A 16,192-nucleotide genomic window follows, 5' to 3' on the forward strand; every position below is an offset into this window, starting at 1 on the left:
CGACATGCTCGAAAGCGTCCTGATTGCCAACCGCGGCGAGATCGCGTGCCGCATCATCCGCACCGCCCGGCGGCTCGGCATGCGCACCGTCGCGGTCTACTCGGAAGCCGATGCGGACGCGCTCTTCGTGCAGATGGCGGACGAGGCCCACCTCATCGGCCCGCCGCCCGCCCGCGAGAGCTATCTGCAGATCGAGAAGATCATCGAGGTCGCCAAGCGCACCGGAGCAGCCTCCATCCATCCGGGCTACGGCTTCCTCTCCGAGCGGGCCGAATTCGCCGAGGCCTGTGCCGCGAACGGGATCGTCTTCGTCGGGCCGCCCGCCTCCGCCATCAAGGCCATGGGCCTCAAGGATGCCGCGAAAGCCCTCGTGCAGCAGGCCGGCGTGCCGGTGGTTCCCGGCTATCATGGTGCGAAGCAGGATCCGGATTTCCTGCGCCAGAAGGCTTATGAAATCGGCTATCCGGTTCTCATCAAGGCCGTGGCCGGCGGCGGCGGCAAGGGCATGCGGCGGGTCGAGAAGGCGGCCGATTTCGATGCGGCTCTCGAGGGCGCCCAGCGCGAGGCGCAAAACGCTTTCGGCGATCCGCGGGTGCTGGTGGAGAAATACATTCTCTCCCCGCGCCATATCGAGATTCAGGTTTTCGCCGATGGCCACGGCAACGTGGTGCATCTCTTCGAGCGCGACTGCTCCCTGCAGCGCCGCCACCAGAAGGTGATCGAGGAGGCGCCCGCGCCCGGCATGACTCCGGAGATGCGCGAGGTCATGGGCCGCGCCGCCGTCGAGGCCGCCCGCGCGGTCGGCTATGTGGGCGCCGGCACGGTCGAGTTCATCGCCGACGGACGCGAGGGCCTGCGCCCCGACCGCTTCTACTTCATGGAGATGAACACCCGCCTGCAGGTGGAGCACCCGGTGACGGAGGCGATCACGGGGCTCGATCTCGTGGAACTGCAGTTCCGCGTCGCCTCTGGCGAAAGGCTGCCCTTTGCACAAGAGGATCTCCCCATCCGCGGTCACGCGGTCGAGGCGCGGCTCTATGCGGAGGATCCGGAAAAGGAGTTCCTGCCGTCGACGGGCAAGCTCTGGGCCCTGGAATTTCCCGAAGGCGAGGGCATCCGCATCGACACCGGCGTGGAAGCCGGAGCCGAGGTGACGCCCTACTACGATCCCATGATCGCGAAGGTCATTGCCCATGGCGAGACCCGCGAGGAGGCCCTCGACAGGCTGGCGGAGGCGCTCGGCGAAACCATCGTCGCCGGCCCGAAGACCAATGCGGCCTTCCTGAAGAAGCTCTGCGAGGCGGAAGGCTTCAGGGCAGGGCAGTTCGACACGGGCTTCATCGACCGCAACCTCGATATGCTCGGCGTCGGTCCGCAGCCGCGCGACGATGTCGCCGTGTCGTTCGGCGCGGCGGCGCTCGTCTCGCGGGAGATCGAGCGGCTGCGGATGGCCGAACTGCAGAAGAGCGACGAGCCGTCGTCGCCCTGGTCCATACCGGACGGGTTCCAACTCCTCGGAACGCGCAGCGTCGGGATGCCCCTCCTCGTCGATGGCGAGCGCGTCGAGGCGCGCGAGGTCTTCAGCCGCGAGCATCCCGGAGCGAGCACGGTCGCCGTCGGCGCGAGCGATCCTTGGGTCGACGAGGAGATCGATCGCGAGGTGGAAGCGCCGCACGGTTTCTACGTGCTGCGAAACGGCCGCCAGACGCTCGTGCAGCCCTACGACCCGTTCGACGTGGATCTCGAACACATGGACGAGGGCGGCTCGGTGAAGGCGCCGATGCACGGCAAGCTCGTGGCCGTGTTCGTGCAGCCGGGCGACCGGGTCGAGAAGGGGCAGCGACTTGCCATCGTCGAAGCGATGAAGATGGAGCACGTGCTCGTCGCGCCTTCCGATGCGGAAGTGGCGGAGATCGCCGCCGAGCCGGGTGCGCAGGTGGCGGAAGGAGCTCGCCTGATCGTGCTGAAGACGGAGGAATAGGCTGCGGCGCATCGCCGGATTTCCGATCCCGCAGGCGCGTGGTTGAAAGCGAACATGGCCCTTCACCTGATCAAACTCTGCGTCGGCTGCGACTCGATCACGGATCTCGAGGAATGGATCGAGGAGAACCGGGCGCTCCATCGGCGCCTGGGCCGGGAGTACGAGCAGACGCACACGACCCGCATGGTGCCCAAGCGGGTCGACGAGCTTCTCGACGGCGGATCGCTCTTCTGGGTCATCAAGGGGCAGGTCGCTGCCCGCCAGCGGCTCCTCGACGTCCGGCCTTTCACCGATGGGGACGGCATCGGGCGCTGCCGCCTGCTGCTGGAGCCGAAGGTCATCCCGGTGCAGCCCCGGCCGTTCAGGCCCTTCCAGGGGTGGCGCTATCTTGACCCGAAGGACGCGCCGCGCGACATCGATGGGAACTCGGGAGATCTGGCCAGCATGCCCGAAGACATGCGGCGTGAGCTGGCCGAACTGGGACTTCTCTAACCTATGTGAATCAATGGAGGGGTTGCGATGAGATTGGCCGCCGTGTCTGCCTTAATGCTGGTCGGAACTGCCGCTCCCGCTCTTGCGAAGGAATGCCGCATTCCGCATCTCCCGCCCGGCATGGAGGTTCGCGTTCCCCCCGGCTGCGAGGAGCCTCTTCCGACGAAGCGCGCCCAGGCGGACAAGCGGGAGGCCCTCAAGGAAGACCAGGGCTTCATCGATCTCGGGAACGGAACCCAGCTGCGTATCGGCGGCCGGGTGCGGTCGGAAATGGTCTGGATCCGCTAGACTTTTTTGCTGGGGATCTTCCTGGAACCTCGCTGGCTCGATTCGCATTGGCTCAGCAGTTCAGTTGAGTGGAGGTTCCGATGCTTCTCTGTGCATCCGAAGGCCGGCACTGGCGCTACGAGGTCTGCGAGCACGACGACGGCTATCTCGTCCAAATGCGCGATCTCGCCACCGGGGAGCTCGACGAGGAATTCTCCACGATCTTCCGGACCCTGCCAGTCGCCTTTGCCTATGCCGAGATGTCGGCGGCCTACGAGCGCTACGCCGCGCGCGAGCTGGAGCAGTCCGAGGACGACCAGATCGAGATCGACGTGGAGGCGACGGAACGCCACTTCATCGATCTGAGCGACAGGCTCCACGATTCGGGCATCAACGGCGTCGTGGCCCAGGCCTGGGAGCGCGAAAGCCAGCGCGGACAGGTCCGTCTCCTGCACTGAGGCGCCTGCATGCCACAGGTGCGGTTGCGCCTGCGGCATATCGCTCTAGCATCGGCCATCCGCGACTCAACGCCGATGGAGTGCCTATGGCCGATCTTTCCGCCTTCCCGATCACGACCCGCTGGCCCGCCCGCCAGCCCGACCGGATCCAGCTCTATTCCACGCCGACCCCGAACGGGGTGAAGGTCTCCATCATGCTGGAGGAGACCGGGCTGGCCTACGAGCCGCACTTCATCGACATCGGCCAGAACGAGACCTGGGGGCCGGAATTCCTGTCGCTCAATCCGAACGGCAAGATCCCGGCCATCGTCGATCCCGACGGGCCGGGCGGAAAGCCGTTCGGGCTGTTCGAGTCCGGGGCCATTCTCCTGTACCTCGCCGAGAAGACCGGCCGGTTCCTGCCATCCGATCCGGCACAGCGCTACGAGACCATCCAGTGGGTGTTCTTCCAGATGGCGGCGGTCGGGCCGATGTTCGGTCAGCTCGGCTTCTTCCACAAGTTCGCGGGGCGCGAGATCGAGGACAAGCGGCCTCTGGAGCGCTACCGCAACGAATCGAAGCGCCTGCTCGGCGTGCTCGAAACCAGGCTTGCCGGCCGGGAGTGGATCATGGGCGGTGAGTACACCATCGCCGACATCTCCCTGCTGGGCTGGGTGCGCAACCTCGTCGGCTTCTACGGTGCCGGCGAACTCGTGGAGTTCGACAGCCTGAAAAACGTCCCGGCCTGGCTGGAGCGCGGTCTCGCCCGCCCGGCGGTGCAGCGGGGCCTTACCATTCCAGCCCGCCCTGCCTGAGCAGCCCCCGCCATTCGTCGAAGCGCGATTTACATCCTGCCCGTCCCGGCCCACATGTTGGGACAGGGATGAAGAACGATGATGCTGCTTCTTGGAATCGCGGCGGTCGCCCTTCTGTGGTGGCTGGCCAAGACCTATACGCGCACCGACACCAAAGTGTTGGCGCGCAGCCTCAAGATCCTGGGGGGTGTCGCCGCGCTCGGCGGCGCCTTGCTCCTGGGTCTGAAGGGCCGGATCGACATGGCCCTCCTGCTGGGCGGCTTCGGCGCCTGGGCGCTGGGATGGGGTGCGGCGCTCAACCTTCCCGGACCCTGGCGCCGCTTCCAACAGGCCCAGGGTCGCTTCTCCCGCATCCGCTCGGCGATGATCGAGATGGAGATCGACCATGCCACCGGCGCGATCGAGGGCAGCATCCTCGTAGGGCCCTTCGCCGGGCGGCGCCTCTCGAGCCTCGATCCCCAGAGCCTCCGCCGTGTCTATGACGAGTGCTCCGCCCATGACCCCCAGGGCGTTCCCCTTCTAGAGGCTTATCTTGACCGCCGGTTTTCCGGCTGGCGTGAAAACGCTCACGGAGATCGTGACACGCGGACGCGCACTCATGCGCAATCGGGCGTAATGACGAAAGAGGAAGCCTATCAGATCCTGGGGCTTCAGCCGGGTGCGGGCCTCGAGGAGATCCGTAAGGCGCATCGCACCTTGATGAAGAAGCTCCATCCCGACCAGGGAGGGACGGCGTATCTCGCGGCTCGCGTGAACGAGGCGAGAGAAGTCCTGCTGGGCCGACATCGCTGATACTCCACGCGCGATCCGGTTTGTTCTGGAGGCGCGACGGTGCCGAACACAGGCACCGTCGCGATCTTCATTATACGCGGTATCAGCCGCGGGAGGCGAAGCAGCTTACGCCGCTCTTCTTGAGCTGCTTGCACACCTTGGCGGCATCGTCCGACTCGGAGAAGCCGGAGAAGCGGGCGCGGTAGAGCGTGCTCCCGTCCACCGTCACCTTCTCCGTGAAGGGGGAGGCCTTGCCGAGAACCTTGCCGAAGCGGCTGCGGGCGGAGTCGAGCATGGCCTTGGCCTTCGACTCGTCGTCCGTGGCGCCCAGCTGAATCACCCAGCCGGAAACGGTCTTCTTCGTCTCGACGGGCTCCGCCTTCGGCGCTTCGACCTTGAGCGAGGCCGTCTTGGTCACGGCAGAGGTGGTTGCCGCAGGCGCCGGCTCGACGGCCTTGGCCTCGATCTTGGCCTGGAGAGCGGCTTTCTGCGATGCGGGAATCTGTGCGGGCGCGGCCTGGGGCGGCAGGGCGGCATAGGCCTGCGCGCTCGTCGGCAGCGCCTCTGGACCCTTCTGCCACCGCACCGAGGAGGTGGAGGAGGGCGTCGTGGTCGAGCTGGCGCCGGCCGCCGAGGCGACGACAGGGCGCAGCGAGTTCAGGTCGAGGGGCTTGCGCTCGGGTGCCGCCTGCGGCGTGGCCGTCTGAGCGACGGCGGCCGGCGCGACGGGGGCCTCGGGCGTCGCGGAGGCGACTCTCACGGGCGCGGGAGCAGGAGCCGGCTGGACCGGACGCGGGGCAGGGGCCTCGGCCACCATGGCCGGCTGCGCCGAGTTCTCGACCACCGGCGGCGCGATGCGGGCGCCGGCATAGGCGCGCGGCAGATGGTTGTCGATGAGCGAGGCCATCTTCTGGTCGCGGGATGCGCCGGACCGGCCGCCGAGCACCACGGCGACGATGCTGCGGGTGTCGGTGTTCACCGAGGTGAGCAGGTTGAAGCCGGACAGGCGGGTATAGCCCGTCTTGATGCCGTCCACGCCCTCGACCTTGCCGAGAAGCCGGTTGTGGCCGCGGATGGTGCGGCTGCCGTACTGGAATGACCGGGTCTGGAAATAGGCAAAGTACTTCGGGAAACGGTCCTGGATCGCCCGGCCGAGGATGGAGAGGTCGCGGGCCGTCGTGATGTTCGGCGGATCGTGCGGCAGGCCGTGCGGGTTGTAGAAGGCGGTGGAGCTCATGCCGAGTTCCCGCGCCTTGCGGGTCATCATCTGGGCGAAGGCCTCCTCCGAGCCGGCGATGTTCTCGGCCACCACTACGGAGACGTCGTTGGCGGAGAGGGTCACCATGGCCTTGATGGCATCGTCCACCTCGATGGTGGAGCCGGGGCGAAGGCCGAGCTTGGTCGGGGGCTGGCTCGCCGCATAGGCCGAGACAGTCAGCGGCGTGCTGAGGCTCATCCGCCCGCGCTCCAGCTGCTCGAACAGCAGGTAGAGGCTCATCACCTTGGTGATGGAGGCGGGAATGCGCGGCTCGTCGATGTTCTCGCCCTGCAGGATCTTGCCCGTCTTGGCATCCACCACGATGGAGGCGGTGGGAGGGCTGTAGCCGCCACGGGCGGGAGCCTTGCGGCGCGCTGCTTCAGCAGGAGTGACGACTGCAACGGCGAAAGAGGCGACGATACCAAGAAGAGCCCATGTCTTTCGGTGTCCCGTCCAAACCGAATTCATGCTGAAAATCCCTGTTTTACTAGGTTTTTAGGCCCTTGCGTCCGGCTCTCTGGAGGGAGGGCGTTGCCGGCGCAACACATGCTTCGACGGTAAGAGGTTGCGGTTACGCAGGGGTTAACAGGGAGCTTCGGGACTCTCGATTTTGTGCGTCGCACAAAAGAACTTGACAAATTTTGTGCACTGCACATATAAGCGTCCGTCAGTTCATCACGGCGTTGCCTCATTAAACGCCTAATTGCCGAGGTTCACAATGCTTCAGTCGTTCACCCAGATTCAGAAGTTCGGCCAGGACAACCTGGACGCCACCGTCAAGGCGCTTGGGGCGTTCTCCAGCAACAGCCAGGCGATCGCTGCCGAGGCGGCCGACTTCGCTCGCAAGTCCTTCGAGCACACCTCCTCCACGGTCGAGAAGCTCCTGGGCGTCCAGACCCTGGACAAGGCCGTCGAGATCCAGACGGCCTACGTGAAGGGCGCCTACGACAGCTTCGTCAGCCAGTCGGCCAAGATGGGCTCGCTCTACACCGCCCTGGCCACCGAGACTCTGAAGCCGTACGAGGGGCTCCTTCCGAAGGCTTCCGCCTGAGTCCGAAGGGTTGCAGACCTTCTTCGAGAGCGCCCGGCCATGAGCCGGGCGTTTTGCGTTGGCGCCGCGGCAACGGGCTGATCGCGCAGGCGTGACCAAGATGTCGCTCTTTTCCTCAGGGCTGCGACCACCCATCTGGTTGATCTAGCGAACCGAATGGAGCGACTATAGATTTGGTCTTGCGCCGTAGCCCGACCGGGATGCGGGCTAGGGGCTAAGGCCAAGAACAGAAGGGGCGGTCGTTCGATCATGCTGCGGTTAGCACGAGGTACTTTGACCCTGGCAGAGCAGTTTCGCACTACGGCTGCCGGCGGGTCACAGCCCCCGGGAGGCGACGATGGCGGCCGTTCCAACACGGCCATCATCACGAAAACCAAACCGCGCACGAAACGGCCGAACCTTTACCGCGTTCTCCTTCTGAACGATGATTACACCCCGATGGAGTTCGTGGTTCACGTGCTGGAGCGTTTCTTCAACAAGAACCGTGAGGATGCGACCCGGATCATGCTGCACGTGCACCAGAATGGCGTGGGGGAATGTGGAGTTTTTACCTACGAGGTTGCGGAGACCAAGGTGACCCAGGTGATGGATTTCGCCCGCAAGCACCAGCACCCTCTGCAATGCGTGATGGAAAAGAATTAGCTTAAGCCCGCTCATAAAGGACAAGCCGTTGCCGAGCTTTTCTCGCAGTCTTGAACAAGCCCTTCACCGAGCCCTCGCTCTCGCGGGCGAGCGCCGCCACGAATATGCAACCCTCGAACACCTCCTCCTGGCCCTGATCGACGACCAGGATGCGGCTGCCGTGATGCGGGCCTGCAATGTCGATCTCGACGTGCTGCGCCGCAACCTGGTCGACTACGTGGACAGCGAACTGGCCAACCTCGTCGCCGACGGACGCCAGGACTCCAAGCCGACGGCCGGGTTCCAGCGCGTGATCCAGCGGGCGGTGATCCACGTCCAGTCCTCCGGTCGCGACGAGGTGACCGGCGCCAACGTGCTCGTGGCGATCTTCGCCGAGCGCGAGAGCCATGCCGCCTACTTCCTGCAGGAGCAGGACATGACCCGTTACGACGCGGTCAACTACATCAGCCATGGCATCGCCAAGCGCCCGGGCCTCACGGAGAGCCGCTCCCCCCGCGGCGCCGAGGAGGAGTCGAACGAGCGCCCGACGCAGGACGAATCCGAGGCGCGGGCCAAGAAGAAGGGCGACGCCCTCGATGCCTACTGCGTCAACCTCAACAAGAAGGCGAAGGACGGGAAGATCGATCCCCTCATCGGCCGCGAGGCCGAGGTGCAGCGCACGATCCAGGTCCTGTGCCGCCGCCAGAAGAACAACCCTCTTCTCGTCGGCGATCCCGGCGTCGGCAAGACCGCCATCGCGGAGGGTCTGGCCCGCAAGATCGTGAACGGGGAGGTGCCGGAGGTGCTCAAGGGCGCCACCGTCTTCGCCCTCGACATGGGCACGCTGCTCGCGGGCACCCGCTATCGCGGCGACTTCGAGGAGCGCCTGAAGCAGGTGATGAAGGAGATCGAGCAGCACCCGAACGCGATCATGTTCATCGACGAGATCCATACGGTGATCGGCGCCGGCGCCACCTCCGGCGGTGCGATGGATGCCTCGAACCTGCTCAAGCCGGCTCTGGCCCAGGGCACCCTGCGCTGCATCGGCTCGACCACCTACAAGGAATACCGCCAGTATTTCGAGAAGGACCGGGCCCTCGTCCGCCGCTTCCAGAAGATCGACGTGAACGAGCCGTCGCTGCCGGACGCCATCGAGATCGTGAAGGGCCTCAAGCCCTATTTCGAGGAGTTCCACAAGCTCAAGTACACCAACGACGCCATCAAGGCGGCGGTGGAGCTGTCGGCCCGCTACATCAATGACCGCAAGCTGCCGGACAAGGCGATCGACGTGATCGACGAGACCGGCGCCTCGCAGATGCTCCTGCCGGAGGGCCGTCGCAAGAAGACCATCGGCATCAAGGAGATCGAGGCCACGATCGCCACCATGGCCCGCATCCCGCCCAAGACCGTGTCGAAGGACGACGCGGAGGTGCTCGCGCACCTGCAGGACACCCTCAAGCGGGTCGTCTACGGGCAGGACAAGGCCATCGAGGCGCTGTCCTCGGCGATCAAGCTGGCCCGTGCCGGACTGCGCGATGCGGAAAAGCCCATCGGCTCCTACCTCTTCGCCGGCCCCACGGGCGTCGGCAAGACGGAGGTCGCCAAGCAGCTGGCCACCTCGCTGGGCGTCGAGCTCCTGCGCTTCGACATGTCGGAGTACATGGAGCGCCACACCGTGAGCCGCCTCATCGGCGCGCCTCCCGGCTATGTGGGCTTCGACCAGGGCGGTCTCCTGACCGACGGCGTCGACCAGCATCCGCATTGCGTGCTCCTGCTCGACGAGATCGAGAAGGCGCATCCGGATCTGTTCAACATCTTGCTCCAGGTCATGGACCACGGGAAGCTGACGGACCACAACGGCAAGCAGGTCGATTTCCGCAACGTGATCATCATCATGACCACGAATGCGGGCGCCGCCGACATGGCCCGGCCGGCCTACGGCTTCACCCGCACCAAGCGGGAGGGCGACGACACGGAGGCGATCAACCGGCTGTTCACGCCGGAATTCCGCAACCGTCTCGATGCGGTCATCTCGTTCGGCCACCTGCCGAAAGAGGTGGTGCAGAAGGTCGTCGACAAGTTCGTCATGCAGCTCGATGCCCAGCTCGCCGAGCGCAACGTCTCGATCGAGCTCACGGACGAGGCCCGCGACTGGCTGGTGGAGCACGGCTATGACGAGGCCATGGGCGCCCGCCCGATGGGCCGCCTGATCCAGTCGACCATCAAGACGCCCCTGGCGGACGAGGTCCTCTTCGGCCAGCTCAAGGATGGGGGCGCGGTGAAGGTCGTCGTCAAGACGGACGAGATCGGCCTGCAGAGCCTCGGCTTCGAATACGTCCAGGGTCCGGTGAAGCCGAAGCCCGAGAAGGTCGTGACGAATGCCGGGAAGAAAAAGCCCAAGGCCAAATCGGCCTCCGCTAAGGCCAAAAAGTCGGTGAAGCCGAAAGGATCCGATGGTAATGGAGGCGGCGGCGTCCGCACCGTTCCGAAAGTTCCGCTGGTTAGAGCATGACGACTGAAATCCACGAGGGGCCGCTTCAGGCCTCCCGCACCCTGGAAGCCCCGGCGAAGCTGTCCTGGCGCGAGAAGCGGTATCAGCGGCGCCGGCGGCGCATCTGGCTCGAGGAGGTTCTCGGCTGGATCCTGGTGCCGGTGATCCTGCTCGGCTGCTACTGGTTCCTGGAGGTCGGCCTGAACGCCCTCGGCACCTCGCCGGCGGCGATCATGGAAGGCATCGAGGCGATCCTCGCAAGCCTCTGACAGAGCTTCAGCCGGGCTCAAAGAGACGAAGCCGTGCCGGACAGACCTCCGGCACGGCTTTTTCATGGGATCGTCAGGCGAGGGGAGCGTCGACGGTGCAGACGATTCCCCCGGGGGCGAAATCGATGGTCGCCTTCCCGTTGAGGTCCTGAGCGAGGCTGCGCTCGATCAGGCGCGTGCCGAAGCCGCGGCGGCGGGGAGCCTCGACCTCCGGTCCGCCCGTCTCGGACCAGGTGAGGTGCAGGCGTCTTTCGGGGCGCTCCGGGATCGTCCATGCGATCCGCACCTCGCCCTTATCGTTGAGCAGGGCGCCGTACTTCACGGCATTCGTCGCCAATTCCTGCAGGGCCATGGCCATGGCAAGCGCCATCCGGGGGGACAGGCGCACGTCGGGCCCCATGATGTGAATGCGCCGCTCGCGTTCATGCCGGAAAGGAGCCATGGCCTCCCGCACGATCTCCAGCAGGCCTGCGCCCTCCCAGTTCTCCCGGGTGAGGACGTCATGGGCGCGCGAAAGGGCCAGCAGGCGGGCTTCCATGGCCGAGCGGGCCTCCTCCATCGTTCCCGCATTGCGCAGGGTCTGGGAGGCGATGGACTGGACGGTGGCCAGGGTGTTCTTGACCCGGTGGTTCAGCTCATGGATCAGGAGCTGCTGGTGCTCCTCCCAGCGCTTGCGCTCGGTGATGTCCATCACCACGCCGCGGGAGCGGAGGATGCGTCCGCTCTCGTCGCGCAGGTACTCGCCCCGCCCGTTCACCCATCGGATCGTGCCGTTAGGCATGAGCAGGCGGAGGGTCCATTCGAAGTTGCGGAGGCCGACATCCTCCTGGTCCTGGTCCCGCCTGTTGACGATCTGCGCGATGTCATCCGGATGGTAGCGGTTGCGGATATCCGCGAGGGTGAGCACGTGATCGGGCGGATAGCCGTAGAGCGCGCTCAGCCGCGGGGACGGGTTCATCCGTCCCGTGAGATGGTCGAAATCGAAAATGGCGAGCGAGCCGGCTTCGAGCGCCGCCATCAGCTCGGCCTCCCTCTCGAGAAGCGCCTCCTCGGCCTGCTTGCGATCGGTGATGTCGAGGATCACGCCGATGGTCCGCGCCGGCATGCCACCGGGCTCCAGCATCATCTCGGCGCGGATCAGGAACCAGCGCAGGTCTCCATCCACCCTGTAGAAGCGGTACTCGGCTTCGAAGAAGCGTTCGCCTTTCTTGAGGGCTCCCATGGCGGCGGCCGTCAACCGGTCCCGGTCTCCCGGATAGTAGCGCTGCCGGACATCGTCCAGGCTCACTTCTACATCCGGGGGGTAGCCGAGAAGCCGGTTGAGTTCCTGGCTTGCCGTGATGCGATCCGAAGCGGTGTCGTGCTCCCAGACCGCCATGCGGCCGGCATCGAGGGCGAGCCGCAGGCGACCCTCGCTCTCGCGCAGGGCGGTCTGCGCTCGAGCGCGCTCCACGGCCTCCCAGGTTCGCTCCGCCACATCCTCGATCAGCTTGACCTCGTTCTCGTTCCAGAGGCGAGGCGTCCGGTTGTGCACGTAGAGAGCCGCCACCATGCGGCCCTGTTTGATCAGGCTCACCGTCACGGCGGCGGAAAATTCCAGAGCGGCGAAGGCGGCTAGATGCTCGGGGGAGTTGGTGCGCGGATCCGCTGCGGCGTCATGGACGACCAGGGTTTCGCCCCTTCTCAGAGCTCCATGAATATAGGGGCCGAAGGCAGCGAGGTCGTGGGTGCCCGTCCGGTGCGCGACCGTGCCGTCCGTCCAGTTGCGCGCGGTGGTGAAATAGCGCTCGGTCTCCTCGACCTCGCCATACCCGACGCGACTGGTCTTGAGATGCTCACCCAGCATGGACTGGGCCGTGGTGATCACCTCGATGGGCTCGGTGAGGCCTCGCAGCCGGTCGCTCAGGCGCACAAGGAAGTCGAGGCGCTGCTCGCTTAGAACCTTCGGCGTCGTCTCGTGGACGATGCACATCACACCGGCGGCAGCGCCGCTTTCGTCGAAGACCGGGCTGTAGGAGAAAGTCCACCAGGTCTGCTCCGGATAACCTTTCCTCTCCAGGATTAGCGGCATGTCCTCGAAATAGCTCGCCTTTCCTGAGAGAGCCTGCTCGGCGATGGGCCCTAGCACATCCCAAGCTTCCGCCCAGACCTCCCTGAACGGCCGCCCCAAGGCGTCGGGCTTCGTTCCCAGCATCGGAGCATAGGCATCGTTGTAGAATCCCGTCAGCTCCGGCCCCCAGGTGAGATAAGTGGGGAACTTGGAGTGGATGATCATGCTGACGGCAGTCCGCAGGGAGTGCGGCCAGGTCTCGATGGCGCCTACCGGCGTCGCCGCCCAGTCGTGCAGGCGGATGCGCTCGCCCATGACGCCGCCGTCGGCCAGGAAGTCGGGCTGGGGCCTGAACCGGTGCTGCATCAAGCTCTCGCCTCGGGCGGACATGTCGGGAGGAAGTTCATGGACGTCGAAGAGTACGACAGGAAGATCTTTGTTCCATAGTCGACATATGAACTACTGTCCTGCTTTTTCTAGGACCTCTCTTGAGGCCTGCTGACGCGGGCGCCCGCGCCCTCTGGCTCCCGCGAAGGTTTGACTTGCCAGCCCGGGAGCCTACCCTTTCCCGTAGGGAATCTGGCAGGCGAGGGCGCCATGACGAAGCTGATCGGCCTATCGGGAAGCCTGCGCCAGGGCTCCTACAACTCCGCGCTGCTGCGCAGCGCCGCGGGCCTGATGCCGGATGGAGCCGAGCTTGCGGTCGGGACGATCCGCGGGATCCCGCTCTACGATGCGGACCTGGAGGCTGCGGAGGGGATCCCCGCGCCTGTGACGGCCCTGAAGGAAGCCATTGCGGGATCGGACGGCCTCCTCCTGGCGACGCCGGAATACAACAGTTCGATCCCCGGCGTGTTCAAGAACGCCATCGACTGGCTCTCCCGCCCGAATGCCGACATCAAGCGCGTCTTCGGCGGCAAGCCCGTGGCGCTGATCGGCGCGTCGCAGGGCGGCTTCGGCACCGTGCTGTCGCAGAACGCGTGGCTCCCCGTGATCCGGTATTTGGGGGCCGATCTCTGGAACGGCGGGCGCCTGATGGTGTCCAGGGCTCAGACTGTGTTCAACCAGGACGGCACGTTGGCCGATCAAAAGATCGAGGAGCAGCTGCGGAGCTACCTTGAGGGCTTCGTCGCCTTTGCCCGTGCCTCACGGCACGGAGCAGCATCCTGAGATCATTCCTCGTCGCGATGCCGGAACGGCGTGGCTTCCGCCAGCTCCTCGGCGGCCTCGGCCACGTAGAGCCGCTCCTGATCGAGATAGGCTTGCACCGCCCGGCGCAGCGAAGCATCGGCGATGTCGTGGGCGGAGGACGTGATCACCGGCCTGTAGCCGCGCGCCAGCTTGTGCTCGCCCTGCGCGCCCGCCTCCACCCGGTCGAGCCCGTGCGCAATGGCGAACTCGATGGCCTGGTAGTAGCAGACCTCGAAATGCAGGAAGGGGTGGTCCTCGATGCAGCCCCAGTTGCGGCCGTAGAGCCGCCTGTCGCCGATGAGGTTGATGGCGCCCGCGACGTAGCGTCCCTCGCGCTTGGCCATGACGAGCAGCACCCGGTCCGCCATGCGCTCGCCCAGGAGCGAGAAGAAGCGCCGGTTGAGATAGGGCCGCCCCCATTTGCGCGAGCCCGTGTCCATGTAGAAGGCGAAGAAGGCGTCCCAGTGCGCCTCCGTGATGTCTCTGCCGGTCACCCATTCGATGGCGATGCCAGGGCTAAGTGCATCGCGTCGCTCGCGCCGGATCGCCTTGCGCTTGCGGGAGGCGAGGGCCGCCAGGAAGTCCTCGAAGCGGCCGTAGCCCTCGTTGAACCAATGGAACTGCTGGTCGTCACGCCTGAGGAAGCTCTGCCCCGTGAATGCATCCAGATCATCCTGCTGCAGGAAGGTGGCATGGATCGACGAGGCGCCGGTCTGGTCCCGGAGCGCGCGCAGGCCCGCGATCAGGATGGAGCGAACCTCCCCGGCTCGGGGCGTGTCCGGCACCAGGAGGCGGGGGCCCGTAACCGGGGTGAACGGCACGGCGACCTGAAGCTTCGGGTAATAGCGGCCGCCGGCGCGCGCATAGGCATCCGCCCACGAATGATCGAAGACGTACTCGCCCTGGGAGTGGGACTTCACGTAGCAGGGGGCAGCGCCGAGCACCTGCCCGGTCTGGTCCTCGACCACGAGGTGAACCGGGGCCCAGCCCGCCCCGGCGCCGACGCAGCCGGAATCCTCCAGCGCCGAAAGAAAGGCGTGGGAGACGAAGGGATTGAACGGATCGTCGTCGCCCGATCCTGCTCCCAGGGCACAGGCATCCCACGCGGCAGCCGGGACCCCCTTCAAGCCTTGGGCGATTTTGACCTGGAACGTCACTGGGTGGAAGGATCCCGCCGTTGAAGCCTAGAGCTAAGCACGCGGCGGGACCGTTGCAACCGTCAGGGAATGAAGCCCTCGAAGACCATCTGGTCGGCATGCGCCTCGGCCCGGGCGCGATCCTCGGGATTGCGCACGGTCCAGGTCATGACCGGCAGGTTGCCGAGCAGCCTGCTGAGATGGGTGGAGGCGCAGGGAATATCCTTCACGCGCCAGGACAGGAAGTGCGGCTGCGTCTCGGCGAAGTGCAGCAGGTTCGCCATCCGGTGCTTCTTCTCCGGGGTCAGGAAGCTGTCGGCCTTCGAGGCGTATTCCAACTCGCCGATGAAGCCGCGGGTGATCCCCGGCGCATGCTCGCGCAGATAGGCCACGATATCGGGATCGAAGGACTTGACGACGAAGGGGCCGCTGTAATCCTTCAGGATCTCCAGGGCCCGCTTCGTCAGCCGCATGTCTCCGTTGAACTTGCTCTTGATTTCGACGACCAGCGGCGTGCGCCCGGCGATCGCGCCGAGGTAGTCCTTGAACGACGGGATCCGGTCGCCGCCTTTCGCGCCGGCGATGCCGATCCGGGTCAGGTCGGAGAGCCTGCGCTCGGCGACGAGGCCGGTCTCGCCCGTCAGCCGATCGAGCTCGAAATCGTGGAAGACGACGGCTTCCTCGTCGCCGGTCAGCTGCAGGTCGAGTTCGATGGGAAAGCCGCGCGCGACGGCGGCTTCCGCGGCCGAAAGCGTGTTCTCGATGACGCCTTCGGCTTTGTTGTGGAGGCCGCGATGGGCGATGGGCTTCGCGACAAGCCAGCCTGGAGTGCTCATTGGACTTCGAACATCCCTTCGACCTCGACGCAGGCATCGAGCGGCAGCTCGGCGACGCCGACGGTGGCACGGGCATGGCGGCCCGCATCGCCCAGCACCTCGACCATCAGGTCGGAGGCGCCGTTCATGACCGGAGCGAGGGCCGCGAAGGTCGGCACCGCATTGATGAAGCCGCCGAGGCGCACGCAGCGCACGACCTTGTCCAGGTCGCCCACGGCCGCTTTGAGCTGGGCGAGCAGGTTGATGGCGCACAGACGCGCCGCTTCCTGGCCTACCTCGGGCGAGATCTCGGCCCCGAGCTTGCCCTTGTGCGCATCCGCGAGCTTGCCGTCGAGGCCGAGGCAGAGCTGGCCGGAAATGACGACGAGGTTGCCGGTGCGGACGAACGGCACATAGTTCGCGACCGGTGCGGCCGGGGTCGGAAGCGTGATCCCCAGCTCCTGAAGTTTCTTGTCGACTGCGCTCATGGAGGCCTCGGTGTGTGACATCATCCGGACGGAGTAGTGGCGGATGAGCCGGAAGGACG

At 65.8% G+C, this 16,192-nt stretch carries 16 protein-coding genes; 11 read left to right on the forward strand and 5 right to left on the reverse strand.

Features of this window, described 5'->3' with window-relative positions; translation table 11 throughout:
* The first annotated feature begins 4 nt into the window (after positions 1–4).
* The 6 genes from GR303_RS02210 to GR303_RS02235 all read left to right on the forward strand — a co-directional run bounded on the left by GR303_RS02210 (position 5) and on the right by GR303_RS02235 (position 4,784).
* Positions 5–1,981 carry an acetyl-CoA carboxylase biotin carboxylase subunit gene (locus GR303_RS02210; protein WP_161721764.1) on the forward strand — a complete coding sequence of 659 codons (1,977 nt, stop codon included), beginning with the start codon at positions 5–7 and terminating at the stop codon, positions 1,979–1,981.
* A 54-nt stretch (positions 1,982–2,035) separates the two neighbouring features.
* Positions 2,036–2,473, forward strand: a complete 438-nt coding sequence (locus GR303_RS02215) for a DUF1489 family protein (RefSeq protein WP_161721765.1) — start codon at positions 2,036–2,038, stop codon at positions 2,471–2,473.
* A gap of 42 nt (positions 2,474–2,515) precedes the next feature.
* Positions 2,516–2,761: a hypothetical protein gene (locus GR303_RS02220; RefSeq protein WP_343038391.1), complete on the forward strand. Its 246-nt coding sequence runs from the start codon at positions 2,516–2,518 to the stop codon at positions 2,759–2,761.
* An 80-nt stretch (positions 2,762–2,841) separates the two neighbouring features.
* Positions 2,842–3,198: a hypothetical protein gene (locus tag GR303_RS02225; RefSeq protein WP_161721767.1), complete on the forward strand. Its 357-nt coding sequence runs from the start codon at positions 2,842–2,844 to the stop codon at positions 3,196–3,198.
* An 86-nt stretch (positions 3,199–3,284) separates the two neighbouring features.
* Complete coding sequence (locus tag GR303_RS02230) at positions 3,285–3,992, forward strand: glutathione S-transferase N-terminal domain-containing protein (protein WP_161721768.1); 708 nt, start codon at positions 3,285–3,287, stop codon at positions 3,990–3,992.
* A gap of 78 nt (positions 3,993–4,070) precedes the next feature.
* Positions 4,071–4,784, forward strand: coding sequence for a DnaJ domain-containing protein (locus GR303_RS02235; protein ID WP_161721769.1), 714 nt, complete (start codon positions 4,071–4,073; stop codon positions 4,782–4,784).
* Positions 4,785–4,866: 82 nt separating this feature from the next.
* Here the strand turns inward: GR303_RS02235 and GR303_RS02240 are convergent, their stop codons facing one another.
* Positions 4,867–6,489 carry an SPOR domain-containing protein gene (locus GR303_RS02240; RefSeq protein WP_161721770.1) on the reverse strand — a complete coding sequence of 541 codons (1,623 nt, stop codon included), beginning with the start codon at positions 6,487–6,489 and terminating at the stop codon, positions 4,867–4,869.
* Between the two features lie 250 nt (positions 6,490–6,739).
* Here GR303_RS02240 and GR303_RS02245 point away from each other — a divergent pair, with 250 nt between their 5' ends.
* The 4 genes from GR303_RS02245 to GR303_RS02260 all read left to right on the forward strand — a co-directional run bounded on the left by GR303_RS02245 (position 6,740) and on the right by GR303_RS02260 (position 10,453).
* Positions 6,740–7,072, forward strand: coding sequence for a phasin family protein (locus GR303_RS02245; RefSeq protein ID WP_161721771.1), 333 nt, complete (start codon positions 6,740–6,742; stop codon positions 7,070–7,072).
* Positions 7,073–7,321: 249 nt separating this feature from the next.
* Entirely contained in the window at positions 7,322–7,714 is a 393-nt protein-coding gene (gene clpS / locus GR303_RS02250) for an ATP-dependent Clp protease adapter ClpS (protein WP_246205316.1), read from the forward strand.
* Between the two features lie 28 nt (positions 7,715–7,742).
* Positions 7,743–10,205: an ATP-dependent Clp protease ATP-binding subunit ClpA gene (gene clpA / locus GR303_RS02255; protein WP_161721772.1), complete on the forward strand. Its 2,463-nt coding sequence runs from the start codon at positions 7,743–7,745 to the stop codon at positions 10,203–10,205.
* A complete protein-coding gene (locus tag GR303_RS02260) occupies positions 10,202–10,453 on the forward strand; it encodes a hypothetical protein (protein WP_161721773.1) in 252 nt (83 codons plus the stop codon). Before clpA ends, GR303_RS02260 begins: the two co-directional genes overlap by 4 nt.
* Positions 10,454–10,526: 73 nt before the next feature.
* On the opposite strand, the gene GR303_RS02265 is transcribed toward GR303_RS02260, so the two are convergent.
* Entirely contained in the window at positions 10,527–12,869 is a 2,343-nt protein-coding gene (locus tag GR303_RS02265; RefSeq protein WP_161721774.1) for an HWE histidine kinase domain-containing protein, read from the reverse strand.
* Between the two features lie 231 nt (positions 12,870–13,100).
* Here GR303_RS02265 and GR303_RS02270 point away from each other — a divergent pair, with 231 nt between their 5' ends.
* Positions 13,101–13,673, forward strand: a complete 573-nt coding sequence (locus GR303_RS02270) for an NADPH-dependent FMN reductase (protein ID WP_161721775.1) — start codon at positions 13,101–13,103, stop codon at positions 13,671–13,673.
* A gap of 2 nt (positions 13,674–13,675) precedes the next feature.
* Here the strand turns inward: GR303_RS02270 and GR303_RS02275 are convergent, their stop codons facing one another.
* The 3 genes from GR303_RS02275 to GR303_RS02285 all read right to left on the reverse strand — a co-directional run bounded on the left by GR303_RS02275 (position 13,676) and on the right by GR303_RS02285 (position 16,133).
* On the reverse strand, positions 13,676–14,851 hold the full coding sequence (locus tag GR303_RS02275) for a GNAT family N-acetyltransferase (protein WP_161721776.1): 1,176 nt from the start codon (positions 14,849–14,851) through the stop codon (positions 13,676–13,678).
* A gap of 62 nt (positions 14,852–14,913) precedes the next feature.
* Positions 14,914–15,666, reverse strand: coding sequence for a glycerophosphodiester phosphodiesterase family protein (locus tag GR303_RS02280; protein ID WP_161721777.1), 753 nt, complete (start codon positions 15,664–15,666; stop codon positions 14,914–14,916).
* Positions 15,663–16,133 carry a RidA family protein gene (locus tag GR303_RS02285; protein WP_161721877.1) on the reverse strand — a complete coding sequence of 157 codons (471 nt, stop codon included), beginning with the start codon at positions 16,131–16,133 and terminating at the stop codon, positions 15,663–15,665. Before GR303_RS02285 ends, GR303_RS02280 begins: the two co-directional genes overlap by 4 nt.
* Positions 16,134–16,192 lie beyond the last annotated feature (59 nt).

The sequence above is a fragment of the Microvirga arsenatis genome (genome assembly GCF_009910705.1).
GTDB lineage: Bacteria > Pseudomonadota > Alphaproteobacteria > Rhizobiales > Beijerinckiaceae > Microvirga > Microvirga arsenatis.

What these genes read in the sequence shown, in the direction of transcription:
- GR303_RS02210 (WP_161721764.1), top strand. Translation starts at nt 5, where the DNA reads ATGCTCGAAAGCGTCCTGATTGCCAACCGCGGCGAGATCGCGTGCCGC.
- GR303_RS02215 (WP_161721765.1), top strand. Translation starts at nt 2,036, where the DNA reads ATGGCCCTTCACCTGATCAAACTCTGCGTCGGCTGCGACTCGATCACG.
- GR303_RS02225 (WP_161721767.1), top strand. Translation starts at nt 2,842, where the DNA reads ATGCTTCTCTGTGCATCCGAAGGCCGGCACTGGCGCTACGAGGTCTGC.
- GR303_RS02230 (WP_161721768.1), top strand. Translation starts at nt 3,285, where the DNA reads ATGGCCGATCTTTCCGCCTTCCCGATCACGACCCGCTGGCCCGCCCGC.
- GR303_RS02235 (WP_161721769.1), top strand. Translation starts at nt 4,071, where the DNA reads ATGATGCTGCTTCTTGGAATCGCGGCGGTCGCCCTTCTGTGGTGGCTG.
- GR303_RS02240 (WP_161721770.1), bottom strand. Translation starts at nt 6,489, where the DNA reads ATGAATTCGGTTTGGACGGGACACCGAAAGACATGGGCTCTTCTTGGT.
- GR303_RS02245 (WP_161721771.1), top strand. Translation starts at nt 6,740, where the DNA reads ATGCTTCAGTCGTTCACCCAGATTCAGAAGTTCGGCCAGGACAACCTG.
- clpS (WP_246205316.1), top strand. Translation starts at nt 7,322, where the DNA reads ATGCTGCGGTTAGCACGAGGTACTTTGACCCTGGCAGAGCAGTTTCGC.
- GR303_RS02260 (WP_161721773.1), top strand. Translation starts at nt 10,202, where the DNA reads ATGACGACTGAAATCCACGAGGGGCCGCTTCAGGCCTCCCGCACCCTG.
- GR303_RS02265 (WP_161721774.1), bottom strand. Translation starts at nt 12,869, where the DNA reads ATGCAGCACCGGTTCAGGCCCCAGCCCGACTTCCTGGCCGACGGCGGC.
- GR303_RS02270 (WP_161721775.1), top strand. Translation starts at nt 13,101, where the DNA reads ATGACGAAGCTGATCGGCCTATCGGGAAGCCTGCGCCAGGGCTCCTAC.
- GR303_RS02280 (WP_161721777.1), bottom strand. Translation starts at nt 15,666, where the DNA reads ATGAGCACTCCAGGCTGGCTTGTCGCGAAGCCCATCGCCCATCGCGGC.
- GR303_RS02285 (WP_161721877.1), bottom strand. Translation starts at nt 16,133, where the DNA reads ATGAGCGCAGTCGACAAGAAACTTCAGGAGCTGGGGATCACGCTTCCG.